The organism is Methylobacterium sp. 1973, from assembly GCF_040545035.1.
Classification (GTDB): Bacteria; Pseudomonadota; Alphaproteobacteria; order Rhizobiales; family Beijerinckiaceae; genus Methylobacterium; species Methylobacterium fujisawaense.
The window spans coordinates 1-19,013 of record NZ_JBEPLA010000022.1; the positions used below are offsets into that span (position 1 = coordinate 1).

The 19,013-nt window shown below is 69.4% G+C and carries 15 protein-coding genes; 8 read left to right on the plus strand and 7 right to left on the minus strand.

Translation table 11 applies throughout. The features are described from left to right. Positions 1–367: 367 nt before the first annotated feature. The gene (locus ABIC70_RS26695) at positions 368–649 is read left to right on the plus strand and encodes a hypothetical protein (RefSeq protein WP_354442053.1); all 282 of its coding nucleotides are present in this window, start codon (positions 368–370) and stop codon (positions 647–649) included. Between the two features lie 379 nt (positions 650–1,028). Then, positions 1,029–1,886: a manganese catalase family protein gene (locus ABIC70_RS26700; RefSeq protein ID WP_354442055.1), complete on the plus strand. Its 858-nt coding sequence runs from the start codon at positions 1,029–1,031 to the stop codon at positions 1,884–1,886. Between the two features lie 344 nt (positions 1,887–2,230). Here ABIC70_RS26700 and ABIC70_RS26705 read toward each other — a convergent pair whose 3' ends face one another. Further along, complete coding sequence (locus tag ABIC70_RS26705) at positions 2,231–2,476, minus strand: hypothetical protein (RefSeq protein WP_075380186.1); 246 nt, start codon at positions 2,474–2,476, stop codon at positions 2,231–2,233. Positions 2,477–2,774: 298 nt separating this feature from the next. On the opposite strand from ABIC70_RS26705, the gene ABIC70_RS26710 reads away from it, so the two are divergent. Further along, the gene (locus ABIC70_RS26710; RefSeq protein ID WP_354442057.1) at positions 2,775–3,524 is read left to right on the plus strand and encodes a sigma-70 family RNA polymerase sigma factor; all 750 of its coding nucleotides are present in this window, start codon (positions 2,775–2,777) and stop codon (positions 3,522–3,524) included. Between the two features lie 86 nt (positions 3,525–3,610). Next, positions 3,611–3,982, plus strand: a complete 372-nt coding sequence (locus ABIC70_RS26715) for a cell envelope integrity TolA family protein (RefSeq protein ID WP_043353029.1) — start codon at positions 3,611–3,613, stop codon at positions 3,980–3,982. Positions 3,983–4,131: 149 nt separating this feature from the next. Here ABIC70_RS26715 and ABIC70_RS26720 read toward each other — a convergent pair whose 3' ends face one another. Further along, positions 4,132–4,368: a hypothetical protein gene (locus ABIC70_RS26720; RefSeq protein WP_043353028.1), complete on the minus strand. Its 237-nt coding sequence runs from the start codon at positions 4,366–4,368 to the stop codon at positions 4,132–4,134. A gap of 372 nt (positions 4,369–4,740) precedes the next feature. Between ABIC70_RS26720 and ABIC70_RS26725 the strand changes: the two genes are divergently transcribed. Beyond that, entirely contained in the window at positions 4,741–4,962 is a 222-nt protein-coding gene (locus ABIC70_RS26725; RefSeq protein ID WP_078946968.1) for a hypothetical protein, read from the plus strand. A gap of 202 nt (positions 4,963–5,164) precedes the next feature. On the opposite strand, the gene ABIC70_RS26730 is transcribed toward ABIC70_RS26725, so the two are convergent. Continuing rightward, entirely contained in the window at positions 5,165–5,752 is a 588-nt protein-coding gene (locus ABIC70_RS26730) for a TadE/TadG family type IV pilus assembly protein (RefSeq protein WP_043353026.1), read from the minus strand. After that, positions 5,746–6,357, minus strand: a complete 612-nt coding sequence (locus ABIC70_RS26735) for a TadE/TadG family type IV pilus assembly protein (RefSeq protein WP_342141755.1) — start codon at positions 6,355–6,357, stop codon at positions 5,746–5,748. The genes ABIC70_RS26730 and ABIC70_RS26735 overlap by 7 nt, the downstream gene beginning before the upstream one ends. A 479-nt stretch (positions 6,358–6,836) precedes the next feature. Here ABIC70_RS26735 and ABIC70_RS26740 point away from each other — a divergent pair, with 479 nt between their 5' ends. The 3 genes from ABIC70_RS26740 (at position 6,837) to ABIC70_RS26750 (ending at position 12,037) form a co-directional block, all read left to right on the plus strand. After that, complete coding sequence (locus tag ABIC70_RS26740; protein ID WP_053608540.1) at positions 6,837–8,147, plus strand: TadE/TadG family type IV pilus assembly protein; 1,311 nt, start codon at positions 6,837–6,839, stop codon at positions 8,145–8,147. A gap of 54 nt (positions 8,148–8,201) precedes the next feature. Further along, positions 8,202–9,239 carry an HD-GYP domain-containing protein gene (locus ABIC70_RS26745; RefSeq protein ID WP_043381861.1) on the plus strand — a complete coding sequence of 346 codons (1,038 nt, stop codon included), beginning with the start codon at positions 8,202–8,204 and terminating at the stop codon, positions 9,237–9,239. A 65-nt stretch (positions 9,240–9,304) separates the two neighbouring features. Further along, positions 9,305–12,037, plus strand: a complete 2,733-nt coding sequence (locus ABIC70_RS26750; protein ID WP_053608510.1) for an ATP-binding protein — start codon at positions 9,305–9,307, stop codon at positions 12,035–12,037. A gap of 408 nt (positions 12,038–12,445) precedes the next feature. Here the strand turns inward: ABIC70_RS26750 and ABIC70_RS26755 are convergent, their stop codons facing one another. From ABIC70_RS26755 to ABIC70_RS26765, 3 genes are all read right to left on the minus strand, one after another. Then, positions 12,446–13,690, minus strand: a complete 1,245-nt coding sequence (locus tag ABIC70_RS26755) for a KpsE/RkpR family capsule polysaccharide export protein (RefSeq protein WP_043381856.1) — start codon at positions 13,688–13,690, stop codon at positions 12,446–12,448. Between the two features lie 773 nt (positions 13,691–14,463). After that, complete coding sequence (locus ABIC70_RS26760) at positions 14,464–15,711, minus strand: DUF2254 domain-containing protein (protein ID WP_274927336.1); 1,248 nt, start codon at positions 15,709–15,711, stop codon at positions 14,464–14,466. 82 nt (positions 15,712–15,793) lie between these two features. Continuing rightward, positions 15,794–18,958, minus strand: a complete 3,165-nt coding sequence (locus tag ABIC70_RS26765; protein ID WP_354442062.1) for an efflux RND transporter permease subunit — start codon at positions 18,956–18,958, stop codon at positions 15,794–15,796. Between the last annotated feature and the right edge of the window lie 55 nt (positions 18,959–19,013).

The window sequence follows — 19,013 nt, forward strand, 5'->3', positions numbered from 1 at the left end:
TGCCACCCGCTACGACAAACTCGCCCGCAACTACGCCTCGGCCCTCGCTCTGGCCGCCGTCATCGCCTTCTGGTGCTGATCGAGTCCACACCCTAAGGCCTCCTCGATTCTTCACCTGCACGATCCGCGCGCTTGACAATCACACCGAACTTTCACACAACGCGGACGTTGGCTGACCCTAAGTCGTTGTTCTGTATCGTAATGTGCCGTGAGAGCGAGAGTTCAATCCTCTCTCGCAGCACCAGAAACCTTCTCGATCTGATCACCGGTTCGGCTGACGCTGCGGGTTCCTCGACGGGTCCCGGCGCAGACTGAGGATCGCAGCGGCTGCCCTGCCGACATCATCCGCGGAAGGGGACGTGCGGACGTGAACTCGACAGCCCTGTTCACCATGCTGGGCCTCGTCTTCGGCTGGGCGGTCCTGGCCGGCGCGGCCCTGATCACCGGCCGGCTCGCCACCTTCGCGTTTCTGATCCTGACGCTGATCGCCCTCTACCTGTATGTGCCGTGGGTCCGGCTGCGCGCCAGCGGGATCGAAGGCTCCAGCCGGCCGGTGCGATTCTGGACGAACGTCGCCATGCTGGCGGTTAGCCTCGCCGCCTGCCTCGCCTTCGCGATCATGCTCGCCCGCCGAGCCGGGCTCCTCTGAACTCCGGGACGTCGGTGCGGCATCCTCGTGAGGCCGCACGGGCCGCGACCGCCGGACCGGGGACGCTTGCACGGTGCCCGGCCGGAGATGCCCGCCAAGCGCCCTGAACCGGGGTTGGTCTCCCTTAACATACGTTATGTAATACGAGATGCTCTGGCGCGGGAATGATCGAGATTGACCGTGCCAATAGCCTGATCGAGCTTAAGAAAATAGCTTTGACCAAATATTGGTCGTTATAAATAGATCCAGAAATCGAACCGTCGTCCTGACGCGGGGTTGGACAGGGTGAGAGGCTCGATGCTCCCACGGGGGTGCCGAGCCGACAGCCGCTCGTGCGGTGGGCTTGAGCACGCCGTGCCTCTCGCGAGGGACAGATACCATGTACTATCACGACAAGCGTCTTCAGTATCCGGTCAAGGTCGACAGCCCCGACCCGATCTATGCCCGCATGCTCCAGCAGGCGATCGGCGGAATCGAAGGTGAGATCCGGGTCTGTATGCAGTACTTCTTCCAGGCCTGGGGCAATCGTGCTCCGACCACGAAGTACCGGGACATGCTGCTCGCCACCGCGACCGAGGAACTCGGCCATATCGAGATGCTCGCGACGGCGGTCGCGCTGAATCTTGAGAACGCGCCGACCAAGGTGCAGGAGGCCGGGGCGGCCGACGCGATCGTGGGGGCCATCATGGGCGGTGAGAACCCGCGCCACATCGCCGAGGGCATGCTGCACAAGACATTGCTGTCCGCCGGCATGGCCGCCTTCCCGGGCAATTCCGACGGCCTGCCCTTCGACATGAGCCACGTCTACGCCAGCGGCAACATCGCGGCCGACATGTACTGCAACGTCGCCGCCGAGAGCACCGGCCGCGTCCTCGCAGTGCGGCTCTACAACGCCACGACCGACGCCGGCATGCGGGACATGTGGAGCTTCCTCATCGCCCGCGACACCATGCACCAGCAGCAATGGCTGGCGGTGATCGAGGAACTCGGCGGCCACGCGGGCACCCTGCCGATCCCGAACTCCTTCCCGCAGGAGAAGGAGAACCAGAAGTTCAACTACGCCTTCTTCGGGACGTCGGCGGACGGTTCGCCGCCGCCGGCCGGCCGCTGGACGCAGGGCCCGTCGCTCGACGGCAAGGGCACGTTCAGCGTCGTCCAGAACCAGCCGATGGGCGAGGAGCCGGTGCTCGGCCCGGCGCGCCCCGACAGCGGCGCCGAGTCCCAGCAGATCGGCTGATCGACCGGACGCTCCGATCCGCGCGCCCTCCGGTCGAGGCGTTTTCCTCGGAGGGATCCGCGCCCTGCGGTCCATCGGTCGGGGCGCGGGGCGGACCACGCGGCACAGTCGGCGAGGGTCGCGGCCGGTCGGCACGGCCGCGACGAGATCCGGCGGATCCGGGCGGCGGCCGGGCCCCCGAGGGGCACCTCCCGATCGTCGGCCCGCATGGCACCGAGGGGGGCACTGCGAGCTTGCGCGTGGTGGCGACCCGATCCGGGTCGGGCGTCGGCGGGCCGCGATGCCTGAGACCGGAGCGGCGTTCGGATCTGCGGTCCGGGCGTCTCCCGTTGGCCGGCGGTGGCTCAGTGCCGGGTTCGCGTCCCGACGGCCGTGTCCGGCCCGCTGCGCGCCGCGAAGCGGGCGAGCCGCCCACGGCTCGGCTCCTCGAGGCCACCGGCATGCGCAAAGGTCGTCAGGGCGATGCCGACGAGAAAGCGGGCCTCAGCGGCCGTCACGGCGCGACCGCTCAAGGTGCTGGCCGCGCCTCGCAAGGCGCTGACGGCTTCCTGGAAGGCGGGATCCATCTCGAGATCCGAGAGTCTGGTCATGGGTTCGATCCTTGTGTTCAACCCGCCGCGCCTGGCCCCGTGTCGAAGACGACATGCGGAGCGGCGCGGTCGCGGACGGCATCGCCGCAGATTCGGCGCCGGGGCGTAGCGTTTTTCAGCGCGTCCAATGCCATCGAAACCCTCCTCGTTCCGGGGCGTTTCTCGTGTCCGCCGCGGCGACCGGCATGTTTCTGTCCATGTATATTCGTATTGGCTGATCTATGTTGCGGCGAGTGTGACATATTCCGGGATTAATATCCGAAATCATGTTTTCATCCTGTTCAGGTGGTCGGCTATCATGCTCGCAGTCTTGCTGGACGCTGATACAATCGACCCACCGGCGCCCCGGCTCCCCGACAGCGTGCAATCTCATCTCGGCCATCTGCTGGCGGCGACTTACGCGCAGGACGCCGTTGAGCCGACGATCGCGGAGCGCTTCGCCGAACTGCTGAGGTTGCTAGACGGTGCCTTCGGCGAGGCGCAAGACGGCCGTGAGAAGGAATTCCAGGCCTCGCTCCTGGGCATGGTGCCGAACCTGCAGCGCTTCGCGCGCTCGCTGCTGCGCAACCACGTCGGTGCCGACGACCTGCTGCAGAACACGCTTCTGCGGGCTTGGCGCTCGCGCGCCAGCTTCGTACCGGGCACCAACCTGGAAGCGTGGCTGTTCACGATCATGCGCAACGCGTTCTACAACGAGCACCGGAGGCACGGGCGCGAGGTGCAGGACGAGGATGGAGCGCAGGCGGAGCGGATGGTCTCGCTGCCCGAGCAGGGCGGCCATCTCGACCTGAGCGACGTCCAGGCGGCCCTCGGTCGTCTCACGCCGCCGATGCGGCAAGCGCTCGTGCTCGTGGCGATCGAGAACCTGACCTACGAGGAGACCGCCGCGATCATGCGGTGCCGGATCGGCACGGTGAAGAGCCGGGTCTGGCGGGCCCGGACGCAACTCGCGCAGATGCTGGGCTATACCGGCCTTGAGATCGGTAGCGACGACGTCATGCTGGCCGCCGCCGGCCCGAAAGGTCGGAAAACCGCCGCCGTCGCGTGACGGCGACACGGGATCGGGGTCGCAAGCGGCCCGTTCGAGGCGTAGGGTCGCCCCTCGATCCTGGGCTCAGGGAGCCACCGTTTCCCATGTCGCCGCGCGTCCTGATGTCCGGTGCTGTTGTGTTCGGTCTGGCTCTGGCGAGCGGAGCGCAGGCGACTCCAGGACCCGCGGTGCGGGCCTGGCTCTCGGACCTCGTCACGCGGATCGATGCCGCCGACCGCGCTCAGAGGGGATCGGGTACGGCTCGGGGCGGCGGAACCGTGCTGGTCCACGTCCAGATCGGTCCGGACGGGGCGGTGCAGAGCGCGGAGATCGAGCAGAGTTCGGGCTCGCCGAAACTCGATCAGCGCGCGCTCCGCGCCCTGCAGGGGATCAGCCCGACCTCCGCCCCGCCGCCCGCTCTCCTGAGCGGGGACGGGATCGTCGATCTCAGTATCCCGGTGGAACTCGGCCACTGAGCTCCGGCAGCCGGTGGCGCCGCCCGGAGAACGGGTTGCGCATCGCGGCTTCGTCTTCGATCACCCCGCCGGCCTGTCTGCGCCGCTGCGTCAACCTGGCGTCGACGTCGCCACGATGATTGCAGCCCGCGGGCCGACGATCCGTTCGGTCAAGAATCTTCGCCGAAATCCGCCCCGAGATAGGCGCCGACGAGATACCCGGCCTGATGGGCGGTGAGATAGGCGAACAGCAATAGGATCTTCTCGGCGTCGAGATGCGTCCATACGAAGGCCCACAGGCCCAGCCACCCGATGCTGACCAGCATCGAGCTGGCTATCAGAACCGCTGCCCGATACCGCCAGCCCTCCCATACGCCCACCGCGAAGAGCAGGGCAGCAACCAGCAACGGGCCGTCTCCTTCCGCGCGAAAAGATAAACTTTTACGCGTTAAGTCTCTGTGGGTTCACAAACATTCAATGGGCTGACCGACCTTCGGGGGTGCGGTTTAATATTGTATGAACTCGGTCCGTCCTTCCGGTCGGCCGAACCTTGGCGATGCATCGGCCGGCTCCCGGAGCGCGGTCTCCTCGAGCCGACCAGTCGATGAGGCGCAGGCGGCAAGGTCCGCCTGCCTAGTCGCTCGGAACGGGATCGGCACGGCAAACATTGATCGTATCGATATGCGCTATCGATTGCATCTGTTTGGATCATGTTGCTCTGCAACGTAAATACCCCCTCGAAGCCGGGCACGACCCGGACAACGAGAGGACTTCGCATCATGACCGTTCGCACCATCGTTCTCGCCGCCCTCGCCGCCGTTCCGATGATCGGCACCGCCCTGGCCGACGAGACCATCGCGCTGACTCCCCCGCTCTACCGTGAGCAGGCGCGTCCCACCGCCGCGGTTCGTCCGGCCTCGGAGCTGACCACGACGCCGCGTCTTGTCCCGGCGAGCCCGGCCTCGCGGCGGGTCGTCGCCACCGCGGTCTCGACCCGCTGAGGCGGGCGATGGCCGCGATCCGGCGCCACCGGGTCCATCCGGTGGCGCCGGCCGCGTCGCCGGATCGCCCGCGCCGCGCTTGGAAGACCGCCGCCGTGCCCGCGCAACCCGTCCTGCGTGCCGCAGGCGCCATCCTCCATCGCCGACCGGATTGCCGCGGAGGATTGGCCTCCGCTTGACGGGCCTGCCACCGTCCGCCCGTTCAGGCCGGGCAGGGCTTGCCGCCGGGCAGAACCACCTCGCTCTGTCCGTTGTAGATCTCGCCCCCGCGCACCGGCCAGACTTTTCTGGATCGGAAGGTCCACCGGGTCAGCTTCGAGAGCACCGGGAAGATCGGATTATAGATCATCGTCACCTCCGACACGACGAAGCGATCGCCGTTTCGGGTCATCCCCGGGGGCGGTGGGCCGAGGGAGGTGCCGGCCGCGTAGGCCTGCCCATTGGATTCGGCACTCGAGCAGACCTTGGTCGTCGCCGAGCTGCCGTCGCTGTAGGTGCCCGCGGCCGTCAGCACGATGCTCGCGCCGCTCACGTCGTAGGGGTTGGAGATCGCGCTGGTCGCGGCGAAGACCGGTTTCAGGTCGGCGTAGCTGCCGCGGGCGATCAGATCCGCCATCGTGGCCGACGCGTTGTCGAGCCGCTTCCCGATCATGAAGGCGCGGGGCAGCTCGATCGACCCCATCAGGATCAGCAGCAGGATCGGCGCGATCACGCTGAACTCGATCGCGCTGACGCCGTCCCGGCTGCCGATCAGGCCGGTCAGGCCCGCGCGGGGACGGAGGCTCAGCACGGTTTGGGCTCGTAATCCTCGGCCCGGAAGATCTCGGTGGTGACGAGCAGCTGCGACTTGTCGGACATGATCCGCCCGGTGAAGTCCAGCATCTGGAAGAGGCGCATCACCGGCACGGCGACCCGGACCGTCACCGTATCGCCGCCCTGCGGGCATTCGAACCGGGTGCCGAAGCCCGTCGTCCACGTCTTCGTGGTCTTGTCGAACGGCTCCGCCGGCTGCGATGCCGAGAACGAAGCCGTCCGCGACACGTCGAGGCGCAGATCGGCGCAGGGGAACAGCGCCGACGGGCCGGCACAGACGAGCTTGCGCAAGCGCTGGCTTGGATCGCTGCCGTCGGCGCCGTCCTGAAAGGCGCCCGTGCGCAGCTGGCGCACGCTGCGGTCGACGGCGATATCGAGGGTCTGCTGCTCGATGGCGACGACGCCGGATTCCGCCACGACGCCCAGAAGTGCCAGGAACGGCGCCGCCAGGAGCGCGAACTCCACCGCCGAGGCGCCGCCGCGGTGGCCGCGCAGCCGTCGGATCCATCCGTCGGTGCCAGCCCGGCCGCCCGGCTCGCGTGTGCGCCAGACAGTCGCGACGCGCCGCAAGATGCCCATCATGACAAACGAACTCTGCAGGTCCTATGCCTGCTGCCGTCCCGGCTCAACGGCCGGACGAAGCTAGATGTAAGATCGGCTCGTTTAGAAAACGTTCAAACATGAGTAGAATTTGCCACCTTATCGAGGTTCGGCGGCGACGAGTCTGTGGAGGACTGTCTTTTCGCGCTTGGGTTGTATATAATTCGATTATATACTCTTCTGCTTGTATCGCGGCCCCGTGTTCCGGGGCGAGCGGGCTTCTGTCTGCAAGGGGTCCGACGATTTTCACAGCCAAGCGTGGCCGGACGGGCAGCGCCGGCATTTTGGCGTTCCAACGCGACGGATTCTTAGGAGCTGGGCGCTAGCCAGGTCGGGTTGGCGGTTGGTGCCGTCGCGATGGCCGCACCGATCCCGCCCGGGGAGAACTGCCCATTTTACCCTTCTGGAGAGCGCTCCGCATCGGCTCGCGCGCCCTGGCGGACCGGTCCGGCTCGGTGGCCCTGACCTTCGGTCTGAGCGCCGTGGTGCTGCTCGGCCTGACCGGCGGCGGCATCGACTATGCCCGCCTCGCCTCCCGGCGCAGCCAGCTCCAGAACGCGGCCGATGCCGGCGTTCTGGCGGCGGGCAATTACCTCAAGCTGGCTGTCGCGACCTCGGCGGCGGCCAAGAGTATCGTGGTCGACACGATCCAGGCCCAGGCGGCGCCCCGCACCGAGAGCCCGTATGCGCTCCAGGTCGACGTGGCGGACGACAGGACCAGCGTCGCCGTGACGGTCGACGAGACCGTCAAGCTCGCCTTCGGCGGCTTCGTCGGCGTGCCGATGGTCAAGGTCGCGGTGCGCTCGAAGGCGCGCGTCGTCGGCAAGATGCGCCTGTGCCTGCTCACGCTGGATCCGCTCGCCGACGGGGCCTTCGAACTGGAGAAGAGCGCCGAGGTCACGGCCCAGGACTGTTCGCTCTACAGCAACTCGCTGAGCCCTCGCGGCATGGTCGGCAAGGACAACGCCTATGCCCGGGCACAGACCATCTGCACCGCGGGCGGCTTCGACGGCGCCCGCGCGAATTTTGCCCCGCCGCCGCAGACGAGCTGTCCGCCCATCCAGGATCCGCTGAAGGACCGGGCGCCACCGCCGATCGGCGCCTGCACGGCGATCCCGGCCTCGGCCAACAGCAAGCGCGACACCAGCGGCAATCTCGTCGATCAGAGCGTGACCCTCGATCCGGGCACCTATTGCGGCGGCCTGCACATCACCAAGAGCGCCTCCGTCGCGTTGCGCGCCGGCACCTATGTGATGAAGGACGGGCCGCTCATCGTCGATAAGGATGCCGCCATGACCGGCATCGACGTCGCCTTCTACTTCACCGGCAACAAGGGCGGCCTCGTCTTCGACAAGAAGACCACGGTCAGTCTGTCGGCGCCCACCACAGGTCCCATGGCCGGCCTGCTGATGATGGAGGAGCGGGTGGTCAGCGATCCGGTCGACCCCACCCAGGCCGTTCTCGGGGATCTGTTGAGCCCGATCGCGCCGACGCCGCCGCCGCTGGCCGCGACCAAGCCGATGCGGACTTACCGGATCATCAGCGACAATGCGCGGACCATGTTGGGCACGCTCTACCTGCCGGCGGGCCGCGTGGTGATCGACGCGAGCAAACCCGTTGCCGACCAATCGGCCTACACGGTGATCGTGGCCCAGCAGGTCAACCTCTACGAGGGTCCGAATCTCTATCTGAACGCGAATTACGACGCGACGAGCGTGCCGGTGCCCAAGGGGGTCGGCCCCCTCTCGGGCAAGCTGCTGCTCTCGCAATAGCGGAAGCCACGATGCCGATCCTCCGCTGCCGGCCATTCGTCTGGGAGTGACGCGGTGCTCGCACTGATCATCGACGATTCCGAGATGAACAACCTGCTGGTCATGCAGGCGCTCAAGCCCGTGGCCGGCTGCGAGCCGGTCGCCTTCACCTGCCCCAGGGCGGCGCTCGACTTCCTGCGGGCGCATGTCGACAGGATCGGGGTCGTCGTCACCGACTACGACATGCCCGGCCTGACCGGCCTCGACGTCATCGCGGCGGCGCGGGCGGTCCCGGGCTTCGCGCACGTGCCGATCGTCATGGTGACGAGTCTCGACCAGCGCAGCCTGCGCCATCAGGCCCTGCGCGCCGGCGCGACGGATTTCCTCGGCAAGCCCTGCGATCCCGTCGAGATCCAGGCGCGCATCACCAACCTGATGACGATCAGCGCGGCCCACCGGCAGGAGCAGGACCGGGCCGCGGTGCTCGCCCGCGAGGTCGCGGCGGCGGTCGCGGTCATCGAGGCGCGGGAGCGCGAGATCATCGCCCTGCTGATGCGCGCCGCCGAGCACCGGGACACCGATACCGGCGATCACATCGCCCGGGTGGCCGGCTACGTGGGCATCATCGCCGCCAATCTCGGCTTCGATCCGGCGGAGATCCGGATCCTGAAGCTCGCCTCCACCATGCACGATGTCGGCAAGATCGGCGTTCCCGACGCGATCCTGCTCAAGCCGGGGCCGCTCACGGTCGAGGAGCGCGCCGAGATGGAGAAGCACGCCGAGCGCGGCCGGCGCATCCTGGAGGGCAGCACCTCCGACGTCGTGCGCCTCGCCGCCGAGATCGCCGAGAGCCACCACGAGCGCTGGGACGGAACCGGCTATCCCAAGCGCCTGCGCGGCGAGGCGATCCCGATCTCCGGTCGCATCGTGGCGGTGGCGGACGTGTTCGACGCCCTGGTGACCGAGCGGCCCTACAAGGCGGCCTGGCCCCTCGAGCGCGCACGGGCCTTCCTGGCGGACCAGGCAGGCCGCCACTTCGATCCGCGCTGCGTGGAGGCCTTCCTGGCGGGCTGGGAGATGGTGACGCGGACCTGCATCCGCGCCGCCGCCTGATCCCGTCTCTTCCGCCGCCCCCGTCCCGCGACCGGGCCCCTCCGGGCCGCCTGAAGGAGAAGAGCGTGCATCTCGCGTGGCTCAGGCCGAGACGTTCCCTGGCCGGCCGGCTGGCGCTGGCGGTGACCGGCGCCGTCACGGCGGCTCTCGTCCTGGCGGCGGCCCTCTCGGTCTGGCGCGAGGTCGACCGCTACGCCGCCGACAAGCAAGCGGCGCTGGAGGCCGTCGCCCAGGTCTTCGCCCACGGGGGCGCCCGGGCCACGGCCGCCAACGACGAGGCCGCGGCCGCCGCCTCCCTCCGGGCGATCGGCAACGTGCCGTCCATCGTCTACGGGGCGATCGAGCGACCGGACGGGTCCGTCCTCGCCGAGCAGGGGATCGGCCTGCGGCTGACGCAGGACGCAGCCCTGGACGGGGCGGATCTCTCGCTCCTTCATCTGTTCGCCACCCAGAGTCTCCGGGCGACCGCGCCGATCCTCGAGAACGGGCGCCCCGTCGGTCGGGTCGTCCTGATCGGCGAGACCGACGACATCCGCGACCACGTCTGGGCCGCCGGCCAGAACGCCGCCCTGGCGGCCCTGCTGGCCGTCGCGATCGGGATCGGCGTGTCGTTCTACCTGCAGCGCAGCGTCACGCGGCCCCTGGGGGCCCTCACCCGGACCATGGAGGCGGTCCGCCTGCGCCACGATTACACGCAGCGCGCCCCCGTGGAGAGCGACGACGAGGTCGGCGCGCTGGCGCGCACCCTCAATGACCTGCTCTCCGCGGTCAACGAGCGCGACCACCGCCTCGCCGCCCACAGCGCCCACCTGGAGGCGGAGGTCCAGGCGCGGACAGCCGATCTGAGGGAGGCCAAGCAGGCCGCCGACGCCGCCAACGCCGCCAAGTCGACCTTCCTGGCCACGATGAGCCACGAGATCCGGACGCCGATGAACGGCGTCCTGGTCATGGCCGAACTGCTGGCGAGTGCCGACCTGCCGGTGCGCCAGCGCCGCTACGCCGAAGTCATCGCCCGGTCCGGCCGGTCGCTCCTGGCGATCATCAACGACATCCTCGACTTCGCGAAGGTCGAGGCGGGCAAGCTCGATCTCGAACACGTGCCGGTGTGCCCCGCCGAGATCGCCGATACCGTGGTGACGCTCTTCGCCGAGCGGGCCCGCGCGGCCGGGCTCGACCTCGCGGCCGACATCGCGCCGGAGGTGCCGCAGGCGATCCTCGGCGACCCGGTCCGCCTGGGTCAGGTGGTGAGCAATTTCGTGTCGAACGCGCTGAAGTTCACCGAGGCCGGGCACGTCTCCGTCCGGATGGCGCTCGATGCCGGGGACGGATGCCTCGTCATTGCCGTCGCCGATACCGGGATCGGCATCCCCCAGGACAAGCTGGCCACGATCTTCTCGGCCTTCTCGCAGGCCGATCAATCCACGACCCGCCGTTTCGGCGGGACCGGCCTCGGGCTCTCGATCGCCCAGCAGATCATCGCCGCGATGGGCGGCACCGTGGCGGTGGAGAGCCGCGTCGGCGCGGGCTCGACCTTCTCGGCGCGCATTCCCGTGACCGTCGCCGAACCCGCCCGGCCGATCCTGCGCCACGGCACGGTGCCGGCCGCGATCGTGCTGGACACCGCCGGTCCCGCGACCCGGGTTGCCCTCGCCGCCAGTCTGAGCGGGGCCGGCTTCGCGCCGGTCGCGGCGGACCGTGGCGCGGCCCCCGCCCACTGGGTCCTCGACGCGGCCGCCCTCGTGGCGGCGGGTCGCCGGCCGGATCGGGCCGGGCGCGTGCTCGTCCTGGCGGGGGCGGGCGACAATGCGGCCGATCAGGCTCTCCGGTCCGGCCTCGCCGACGCGGTGCTGCGCTGGCCCGTGATCCAGGCGGAGTGGCGGCCCCTCCTGGCGGCGCTGGCCGCGGGCGATCCCTTCACCGCGTCCGCGGCGGTCGCCGTCGCGACCGATCTGCTGCCGCAGTTCTCCGGCGCGCGGGTGCTCGTCGCCGACGACAGCGCGGTCAACCGCGAGGTCGCCCTCGAGGCCCTGGCCCGCTGCGGCGTGACCGATGTCGTGACCGTCGAGGACGGGGCCGCGGCCGTGGCGGCGGCCGGGTCGCAGCACTTCGATCTGATCCTGATGGATGGCAGCATGCCGGTCCTGGATGGCTTCGCGGCCGCCCGGACGATCCGGCAGCGCGAGGCGGCCACGGACCGGCGCACCCCGATCGTCGCGCTCACGGCCCACGTCCTCGGCGAGGCTGCGGAAGCCGCAGAGGCCGCCGGCATGAACGGAACGCTCCTGAAGCCCTTCACCCTGCGGCAGCTCGCCGATCTCCTGCAGGCGCATGTCCCGTCCCTCCGGGACGCGGCACGGGAGGCTGCGGTGGGATCGGAAGAGGCCCGGGCCGCCTTGCCGACCGGAGCATCACCCGGAGCAGCACCCGAAGCATCGCCAGACGGCGATCTGCTCGACGCCGAGGTGCTGGACGGGCTCCTCGGCCTCGGAGACGGTGCCTTCCTGGACCGCGTCCTCGATCTGTACCGGGCGCAAGGCCCTGTCGCGCTCGCCACCCTCCGATCGGCCCTCGCTGTCTCGGATCAGCCTGCCATCGCCAGGGCGGCCCACAGCCTCAAGTCGATGAGTGCGAATATCGGCGCCCGCGCCCTCGTCGCGCGGTTGCGCGCCATCGAGGATGCCGCCCGGAACGCGGCCTGCGCCGAGCCGCAAGAGGCCTGCGACGGGCTGGAGACCCTTCTCGCCGCGACGATCCGCGACCTTGAGGGACGGACGCGCGCCCAGGCGGTGGCCGCCTGAGATCGACACCGGATCGGCGATGTCCTGCGCCGATGGGCCGGAGCAGCGGGGGCCGCTCCGCCCGGGACATCCGCCCCTCAGTCGATCCGCGCATCCGCCGGCCCGTTGGAGCCGGCGCTTGGGGGATGTCACGGTCGCCCGCCGCCGCGCACCCGCGGGGCAGTGGGCGCCAATGCCCCTGAGGAATGCCTCGTGATTTCGCAGACCTGCCCTGCGTTCCCAGGGCTGGTATGCCAGATACGAGCCTCGTAAAGCTGCGCTTCCTCCCAAGCACTCCCTCAGCCCGCCCGGTTCGCCGCGGCGGGCCTTTTCGTCGATGCGACGCGGGATACCGCCGCCGTCTGCACGGCAGGTTCCGCTGCGATCGGCTCGTCCACCGTCACGGACGAGAACCGATCCGGGCCCCCGTCAGCTCGTGATCATCCGGCGGGTGAACATCGCGGCCGCGAACAGCACGGCGGCGCCGGCCGTGACGAGGCTCGTCATCAGGATCCGTCTCGGCTCCGTGGAAGAGCCGGCCTTGACGGGTTCGACGATCGGCACGAGGGCCACGACCTGTTGCTGGGCCACGATCCGGGCCCGGTCATAGGCCAGTTGCACGTCGCGGTGGTATTTCTCGGCGTTCTCGCGCTCGTGCTCGAGGTCTTCGAACCGCGTGAGCGCGTCCGAGAGGCGCCGCTTCTCCGTCGGTGCTGTGCCGGCCAGCTGCTGCCGAACCTTGGCGATGTTGGCATCGAGATCGGCAATCTGCTGCTTCAGGTCGATGATGCTGCGGGATTGCGGGCCGAGATCCCGCTGAAGCACGGCGAGCTGGATGGCGAGCTTGGTGCGCGAGTCCCGCAGCTCCGACATCGCCTTGATGGTGGCGGTATTCGACTTGACGACGTCGAGCACGCCCTCGCGGTTGCGCAGATCGTTCAATGCGGCGTTGGCCTGCGCCTCCCGCTCCTCGGCGAGCTTCAGGACACGCGCGCTGACGTCCAGCGCGTCCTGGCGGGACCTCATGCTCAGGTCGTTCAACATCCGCTCGGTATCCGCCATCACGGCCTTCGTGATGGCAAGCGACTCGTCGGGGTCGAAGGCCTCGACTGTCAGCGACATGATGCCGGACGCCGACTCGACGTCGACGTCGACGCGGCGCTTCCAGTACTTCAGGAACTTCTCGACCGGCTTTTCCGGGCTGAACCGCGAGAACATGTCGATGCTGTCGCGACCGAACCAGTCGCGGATCGGAAGCTCCGCCGCGACGGCTTCGACCAGCGGCCGGCTGTGGATGTATTCCTGTGCGATGAGCGTTTCCTGGGCGACCGTCGCCTTGATCACGCCGGCATTCGTGCCGACCGTGTCCGGCGTCGCCTTGTCGGCCGTCCCGACGGTCGGCCGGATCGCGAACTGTGCCTCGGTCACGAAGCGGTCGGAGGCGATCAGGCCGTAGAAGATCGCGCCGCCCAGGGTCGGCAGGACGAAGCAGACGACGAAGAGGAGCGGTAGCCAGGGATCGCTTTTGACGTGACTCTGGTAGGAGCGCACGCCCTTCTTGGTGTCGGGAAGGCCCGGCAGGCGTGCGAACTGCCGCAGCGAGTGCGCGATCACCTTGTTCCGGTCGATGCCTTTCGAAGGCCTGCCCCCCGCCTTCTCGACCTGCGTGTTCATCGTTGCTTCTCGAACTCGGGCTGCCGCGGGCGCGATCGGCCCGCGAGGCTGTGATGCCGCTCGCGCAGCCCGTCGCACAGCGAGGCGGCGAAAGCATGTCAGCCGAGAGACACCGGAACGAGAACCCGACAGAGGGGCCGGTCCAGAACGCCGTGCCGTCATCGGCGGCGTGCGGCGACCGACGATGGACCGCACATCCGACCGCCGGTGCCGTTCGGGACCCCGAGACGTCCCCCGAGGGAACCCTCGATCTACCGCCTGTATTCCGGCGAGAGATGATCGAGCGGGTTGGTGCGCGCGTCCTTGTTCCGGCCGGATACGGTCCCGGTGCTCCCCCCGCGCATGACGTCCGTCGATGAAGAGAGGGCGCTCGGGGGTGAGACAGGGCCGCTCGGTCGATCGGCAGGGGAAGGGCTGCCCGGCGTGGTGCTGACCCCGGGGTGCAGCGTCGCCGGCGTCGGCTGATCGATCCGGCTCGCCGCCGATTGGGCGAGCACCGGTCCAGAGAGCGCGATCAGCGCGCAGGCCCCCATGGCCGCGCGGCGCATGGCAGTCCGTGCGGAGCCGACAGGGAGAGCGTGCATCAGGATCATCAATCCAGTCATCCTCGAAAGCCGGTCGGTCCGCGTCCGGTGAGCCAATGGATCAGCGCATCGGCAGTTCCGAACCGGCGATGACCGGTGCCGCGCCGAGGCTTCTCCGGCGCGTCGCCTCGGCGGCACCCTGCGCGCATGAGGCGAACGGCGGTCGAGACGGCCGAGCCCGCTTGGGCATCAGCGCAGGGTCAGGGCCTCCACGGCGGCCTTCTCGGACGGGACCAGCAGGGCGAAGCCCGCATGCTCCGTGACCAGGATCGAGGCGCGCATGGCTGCGGCGGAGAAGCACTCCGGTGACATGCTTCGCAGGGCCGCCAGGCCCTTCTGCAGCCGCACGCCGACCTGCACGATCCCGCCGCCCTCACGGGCCAGCGGATGGAAGAAATCCGCAATCAGGTCGTCGGTCGACAGGGCCGGGACCCGGATGCGCGGATGCTCGGGTTCGCGCGGCGGCCGGTCCGGGTCCGGTATCCACTCCGAGAGCACGCGCAAGCCTGCACCGATCACCGCGATCGCGGTCCCGTAATCGGCGGCCGTCGGCGGAAGCGCCTTCGATCCGATCTCCGCGAGAACGGACAGGCCGAAGCGCGGATCCTGCTCCCAGGCACGATCGTCGGCGATCAGGAAGGCCCGGCGGACGGCCGCCAGGGCGGCGGTCTCCATCTCCGGGTCGACGAAGGCGAGGGGCGTGGCGGCGTGGACGAAGGCGCCGGGGAGCACGGCCACGTCCAGCATCGCGTCGCGGCCGCCGAGGGCCCGCGTCAGCACCGCCAGGTCGACATGCTGGATGTAGCCGATCCGATCCGCGAGGACCGGCCGCGCGTGGCGGTGCGCCGGATCCGGGGGGATGCCACCGAGATGCGGTTGGTCGCGCCGGCAGCGCAGCGCCTGGGCCGCCGCCTGCTCGACCAGCCGGATCGTCTCGCCGACCCGGCCGAAGCGCGTGAGCTGCTGCATCCAACGCAGGAGGGTGACGACGATCAGGCCGATGACCACCACCGTCGCGCCCAGCATGACGAGGCGCCCGCCCGGCCCGTAGAGGCGGGTCGACAGGGCCACGATCCCCACAACCGAGAACAGGAACGCCCCGAGGAAGGTGGCGAGCGCGTCGTGTGCCCGCCGGTCCTCGCTCCAGAGGATCGTGGCGCGCGGCGTCACGCCCGACGAGGCGGACCCCAGGGCGTTCACCAGCACGGTCAGCGAGAAGGTCGTCACCGTCAGCATCGAGGAGGCCAGGATGCCCAGGACGTTGCCGACGGCGTCGGCACCGACGCTGAGGGCGAAGTTCTCCTCGACGTGAAACTGGAAGCGCCACGCCACCAGGGCCGCCAGGACGCCCCCGACGCAGTAGAGCGCGGCGCGGACCCAGGCCTGGCGGAGGGTTCGGGACAGGATCAGCCGCCAGCGCGGCATGACGGTCTTCATGCGCGCTTCGGCCCCCTCCCGCCGCCGATCCCGATGTCCGCGCCGATGTCCGCGCCACCGACCCTGCGACGGACCAACGCCGCTACTCGGCCGGCAGTGCCGCGTCTCCGGCCCCGGACGGCTCGGGCGCGGCCGGATCGCGGCGCCCAAACAGCCGCTCGAAGGCGACGTAGAAGGTCGGCGTGATGAACAGGGTGATGAAGGTCGCCACGACGAGGCCGCCGATCACCACGGTCCCCATGGAGACGCGCGCATGCGCCCCGGCGCCGCTGGCGATGGCCAGCGGGATCGAGCCGGTGATGAAGGCGAAGGAGGTCATGAGGATCGGGCGCATGCGCAGGCGCGCCGCGTCCTGGGCCGCCTTCAGCACGTCCTCGCCCTGCCGGCGCAGATCCTCCGCGAAGGACACGAGCAGGATCGAGTTCTTGGCGGCCAGGCCCACGAGCAGCAGGAGCCCGATCTGGCCGAAGATGTCGAGTTCGAGCCCCCGCACCGCCAGGAAGCCGATGGCGCCGAAGATCGCGATCGGCGTCGCGAGCAGGATCACGAAGGGCAGGCGCAGCGACTCGTACTGGCCCGCCAGCAGCAGGAAGATCATCAGGACGCCGAGGCCGAAGATCAGCGGCGCGTAGCCGCCCGCGACCTTCTCCTGATAGGCGACGTCGGTCCATTCCACCGCGTAGGCGGCCGGCAGGCGGCTCTTGGCGAGCGCCTCGACCTCCTTGAGCACCGTGCCGGAACTCGCGGTGGAGGCCACCTCGATCGCCACCTCGATGGCCGGGTAGGTGTTGTAGGACAGGACGGCGGTGGGGCCGGTGGTGAACTCCGCCCGCACCAGGGAGCCGATCCGCACCGGCTCGCCCCGGCTGTTCAGGACCGGCAGGGCCTCCAGATCCTGGATCGTGCGCCGGCCCGCGGCCTCGCTCTGCACGTAGACCTGGTAGACGAAGCCGAAGCGGTTGAAGAGGTTGACGAAGCTCGATCCGACATAGGTCCCGAGCGCGTCGAACAGGTTCTGGAGGGGCACGCCGAGCTGCTCGGCCTTGGCCCGGTCGATCTCCAGGCGGATCTGCGGGACGCCGTAGCTCGTCGTCGGGAGCGCCTGGGCGATGTTGGGGCTCTTCTCCATTTCGTCGATGAAGCGCTGCGCCGCCGCGGCGAGCTTGAGGCCCCCGGTGCCGCTGCGGTCCTGGATCTCCAGGGTCAGGCCGCTGCGCGTGCCGAGGCCGGGCAGCGGCGACGGGTTGACCACCCGCACCGTCCCGTCCGGATCGTGCCGGAACTGCTTCTGCACGCGGGCGATGATGGCGTCGGCCGAGGCCGTCCGCTCGCCCCAGGGCTTCAGGACCGGGATCTGGAACCCGTAGAACGGCGCCACCGCGTCGGCGAGGATGCTGCGCCCGACGACGCCGATCGTGTGATCGACCTCCGGCATGTCCCGCAGGCTCTTGCCGAGCCGCTCGACCATGCGGTCGGTGCGCGCCACGGCGGCGCCCTTGGGCAGGGCGACGTCGGCGAAGAAGTAGCCCTGATCCTCGTTCGGGACGAAGCCGGTCGGGCGCTGCATCACGAGGAGCACGGTGAGCGCCGCGAAGGCCGCGAAGGCGAGACCGACGAGCACCAGATGGCGGCTGAGCCGCCCGATCATCGCGGTGAGGAGGCCCGCGGCCCGCTCCAGCGTCCGGTTGAACCAGCGCAGCGGCGCCTTCCACCGGCTCTGCCGGGCCTGCGCCACCTCCGGCCGGTGCCTCAGGATCAGGCCGCAGAGCGCCGGCGTCAGGGTCAGCGAGACGACGGCCGAGATCATCACCGAGATCGCGATGGTCAGGGCGAACTGGTTGTAGAGCTGGCCGGTCAGGCCCGGGATGAAAGCCACCGGCACGAACAGGGCGGCCAGAACCAGGGTGGTGGCGATCACCGGGCCGGCGACCTCGTTCACCGCCTCCCGGGCGGCCGGCCGCGGCTCCATCCCCTCGTCCATCAGCCGCTCGGTGTTCTCGACCACGATGATCGCGTCGTCGACCACGAGGCCCACCGCCAGCACCATGCCGAGCAGGCTCAGGGTGTTGAAGGAGAAGCCGAGCAGCGCCATCGGGCCGAAGGTCCCGACCAGCGCCACCGGCACGGCGATGGAGGGGATCAGCGTCGCCCGCCAGTTCTGCAGGAACAGGTAGGTGACGATGACGACGAGGAGGAGCGCCTCGAACAGGGTGTGGACCACCTCGCGGATCGCCTCGCGGACGAACTCGGTGCGGTCGAGGGCGATCTTGTACTTGAGCCCGGGCGGGAACCGCCGGGCCAGCTCTTCCATGGTGGCCTTCACCCCGTCCATCACATGGACCGCGTTGGCGCCGGGCGTCTGGTAGAGGCCGAGCGTCGCCGAGGGCCTCCCGTCGAAGCCGGAGCGCACGCCGTACTGCTCCGAACCCAACTCCACCCGCGCCACGTCTCGGACCCGGACCACGGAGCCGTCGGGGTTGGCCCGCAGCAGGATGTTGGCGAATTCCTGGGGCTGGCTCAGCCGCCCCTGAGTCACGACCTGCAGCTCGAAGGCGGTGGGCTGCCCATCGGTCGGCGGTTTGCCGAGGGATCCGGTGGTGATCTGCTCATTCTGTTGGCTCACCGCGCGGATCACCGCATCGGGGCTGATCGCCAGGGCCTCCATCTTCACCGGATCGAGCCAGATGCGCATGGCGTAGCGCTTCTGGGAGAAGTTCTGGATCCGGCCCATGCCGTCGACCCGGCGCAGGGGTTTGATCACCTGCGTCTCGGCCCAGTTGGCCAGGAACAGCTCGTCGTAGGGCGAGCCCGGATCGGCGTAGAGCACGATGTTGCCGAGCCGCTGGCGGGAGCTCTTCTGGATCTCCAGGCCCTGCGCGCGCACCGAGGCCGGGAGCTTCGACTCGGCCCGGTTGGCGCGGGTCAGGACCTCTGCGGCGGCGGCGTCGAGATCGGAGCCGATCTCGAAGGTCGCGTCGAGGTTGACGCTGCCATCCGTGTTGCTGGTCGAGGCGATGTACAGGAGGTGCTGGGCGCCGTTGATCTCCTGCTCCAGGGGCGTCGTGACGGCGTCGTAGGCCTGCTGTGCGCTCGCGCCCGGATAGGTCGCCTGGATGTTGATGATCGGCGGCGCGATCTCGGGAAACTGCGCGATCGGCAGGGTCAGGCCCGCCACCGCGCCGATCAGGGTGATCAGAACCGAGATGACGGCCGCGAGGACCGGCCGATCGACGAAGCGGGCGAACATCGGACCTCGACGGTGGTCGGTGGCCGCGAGGACCGGGCGTGCAACGCGAGCGCGT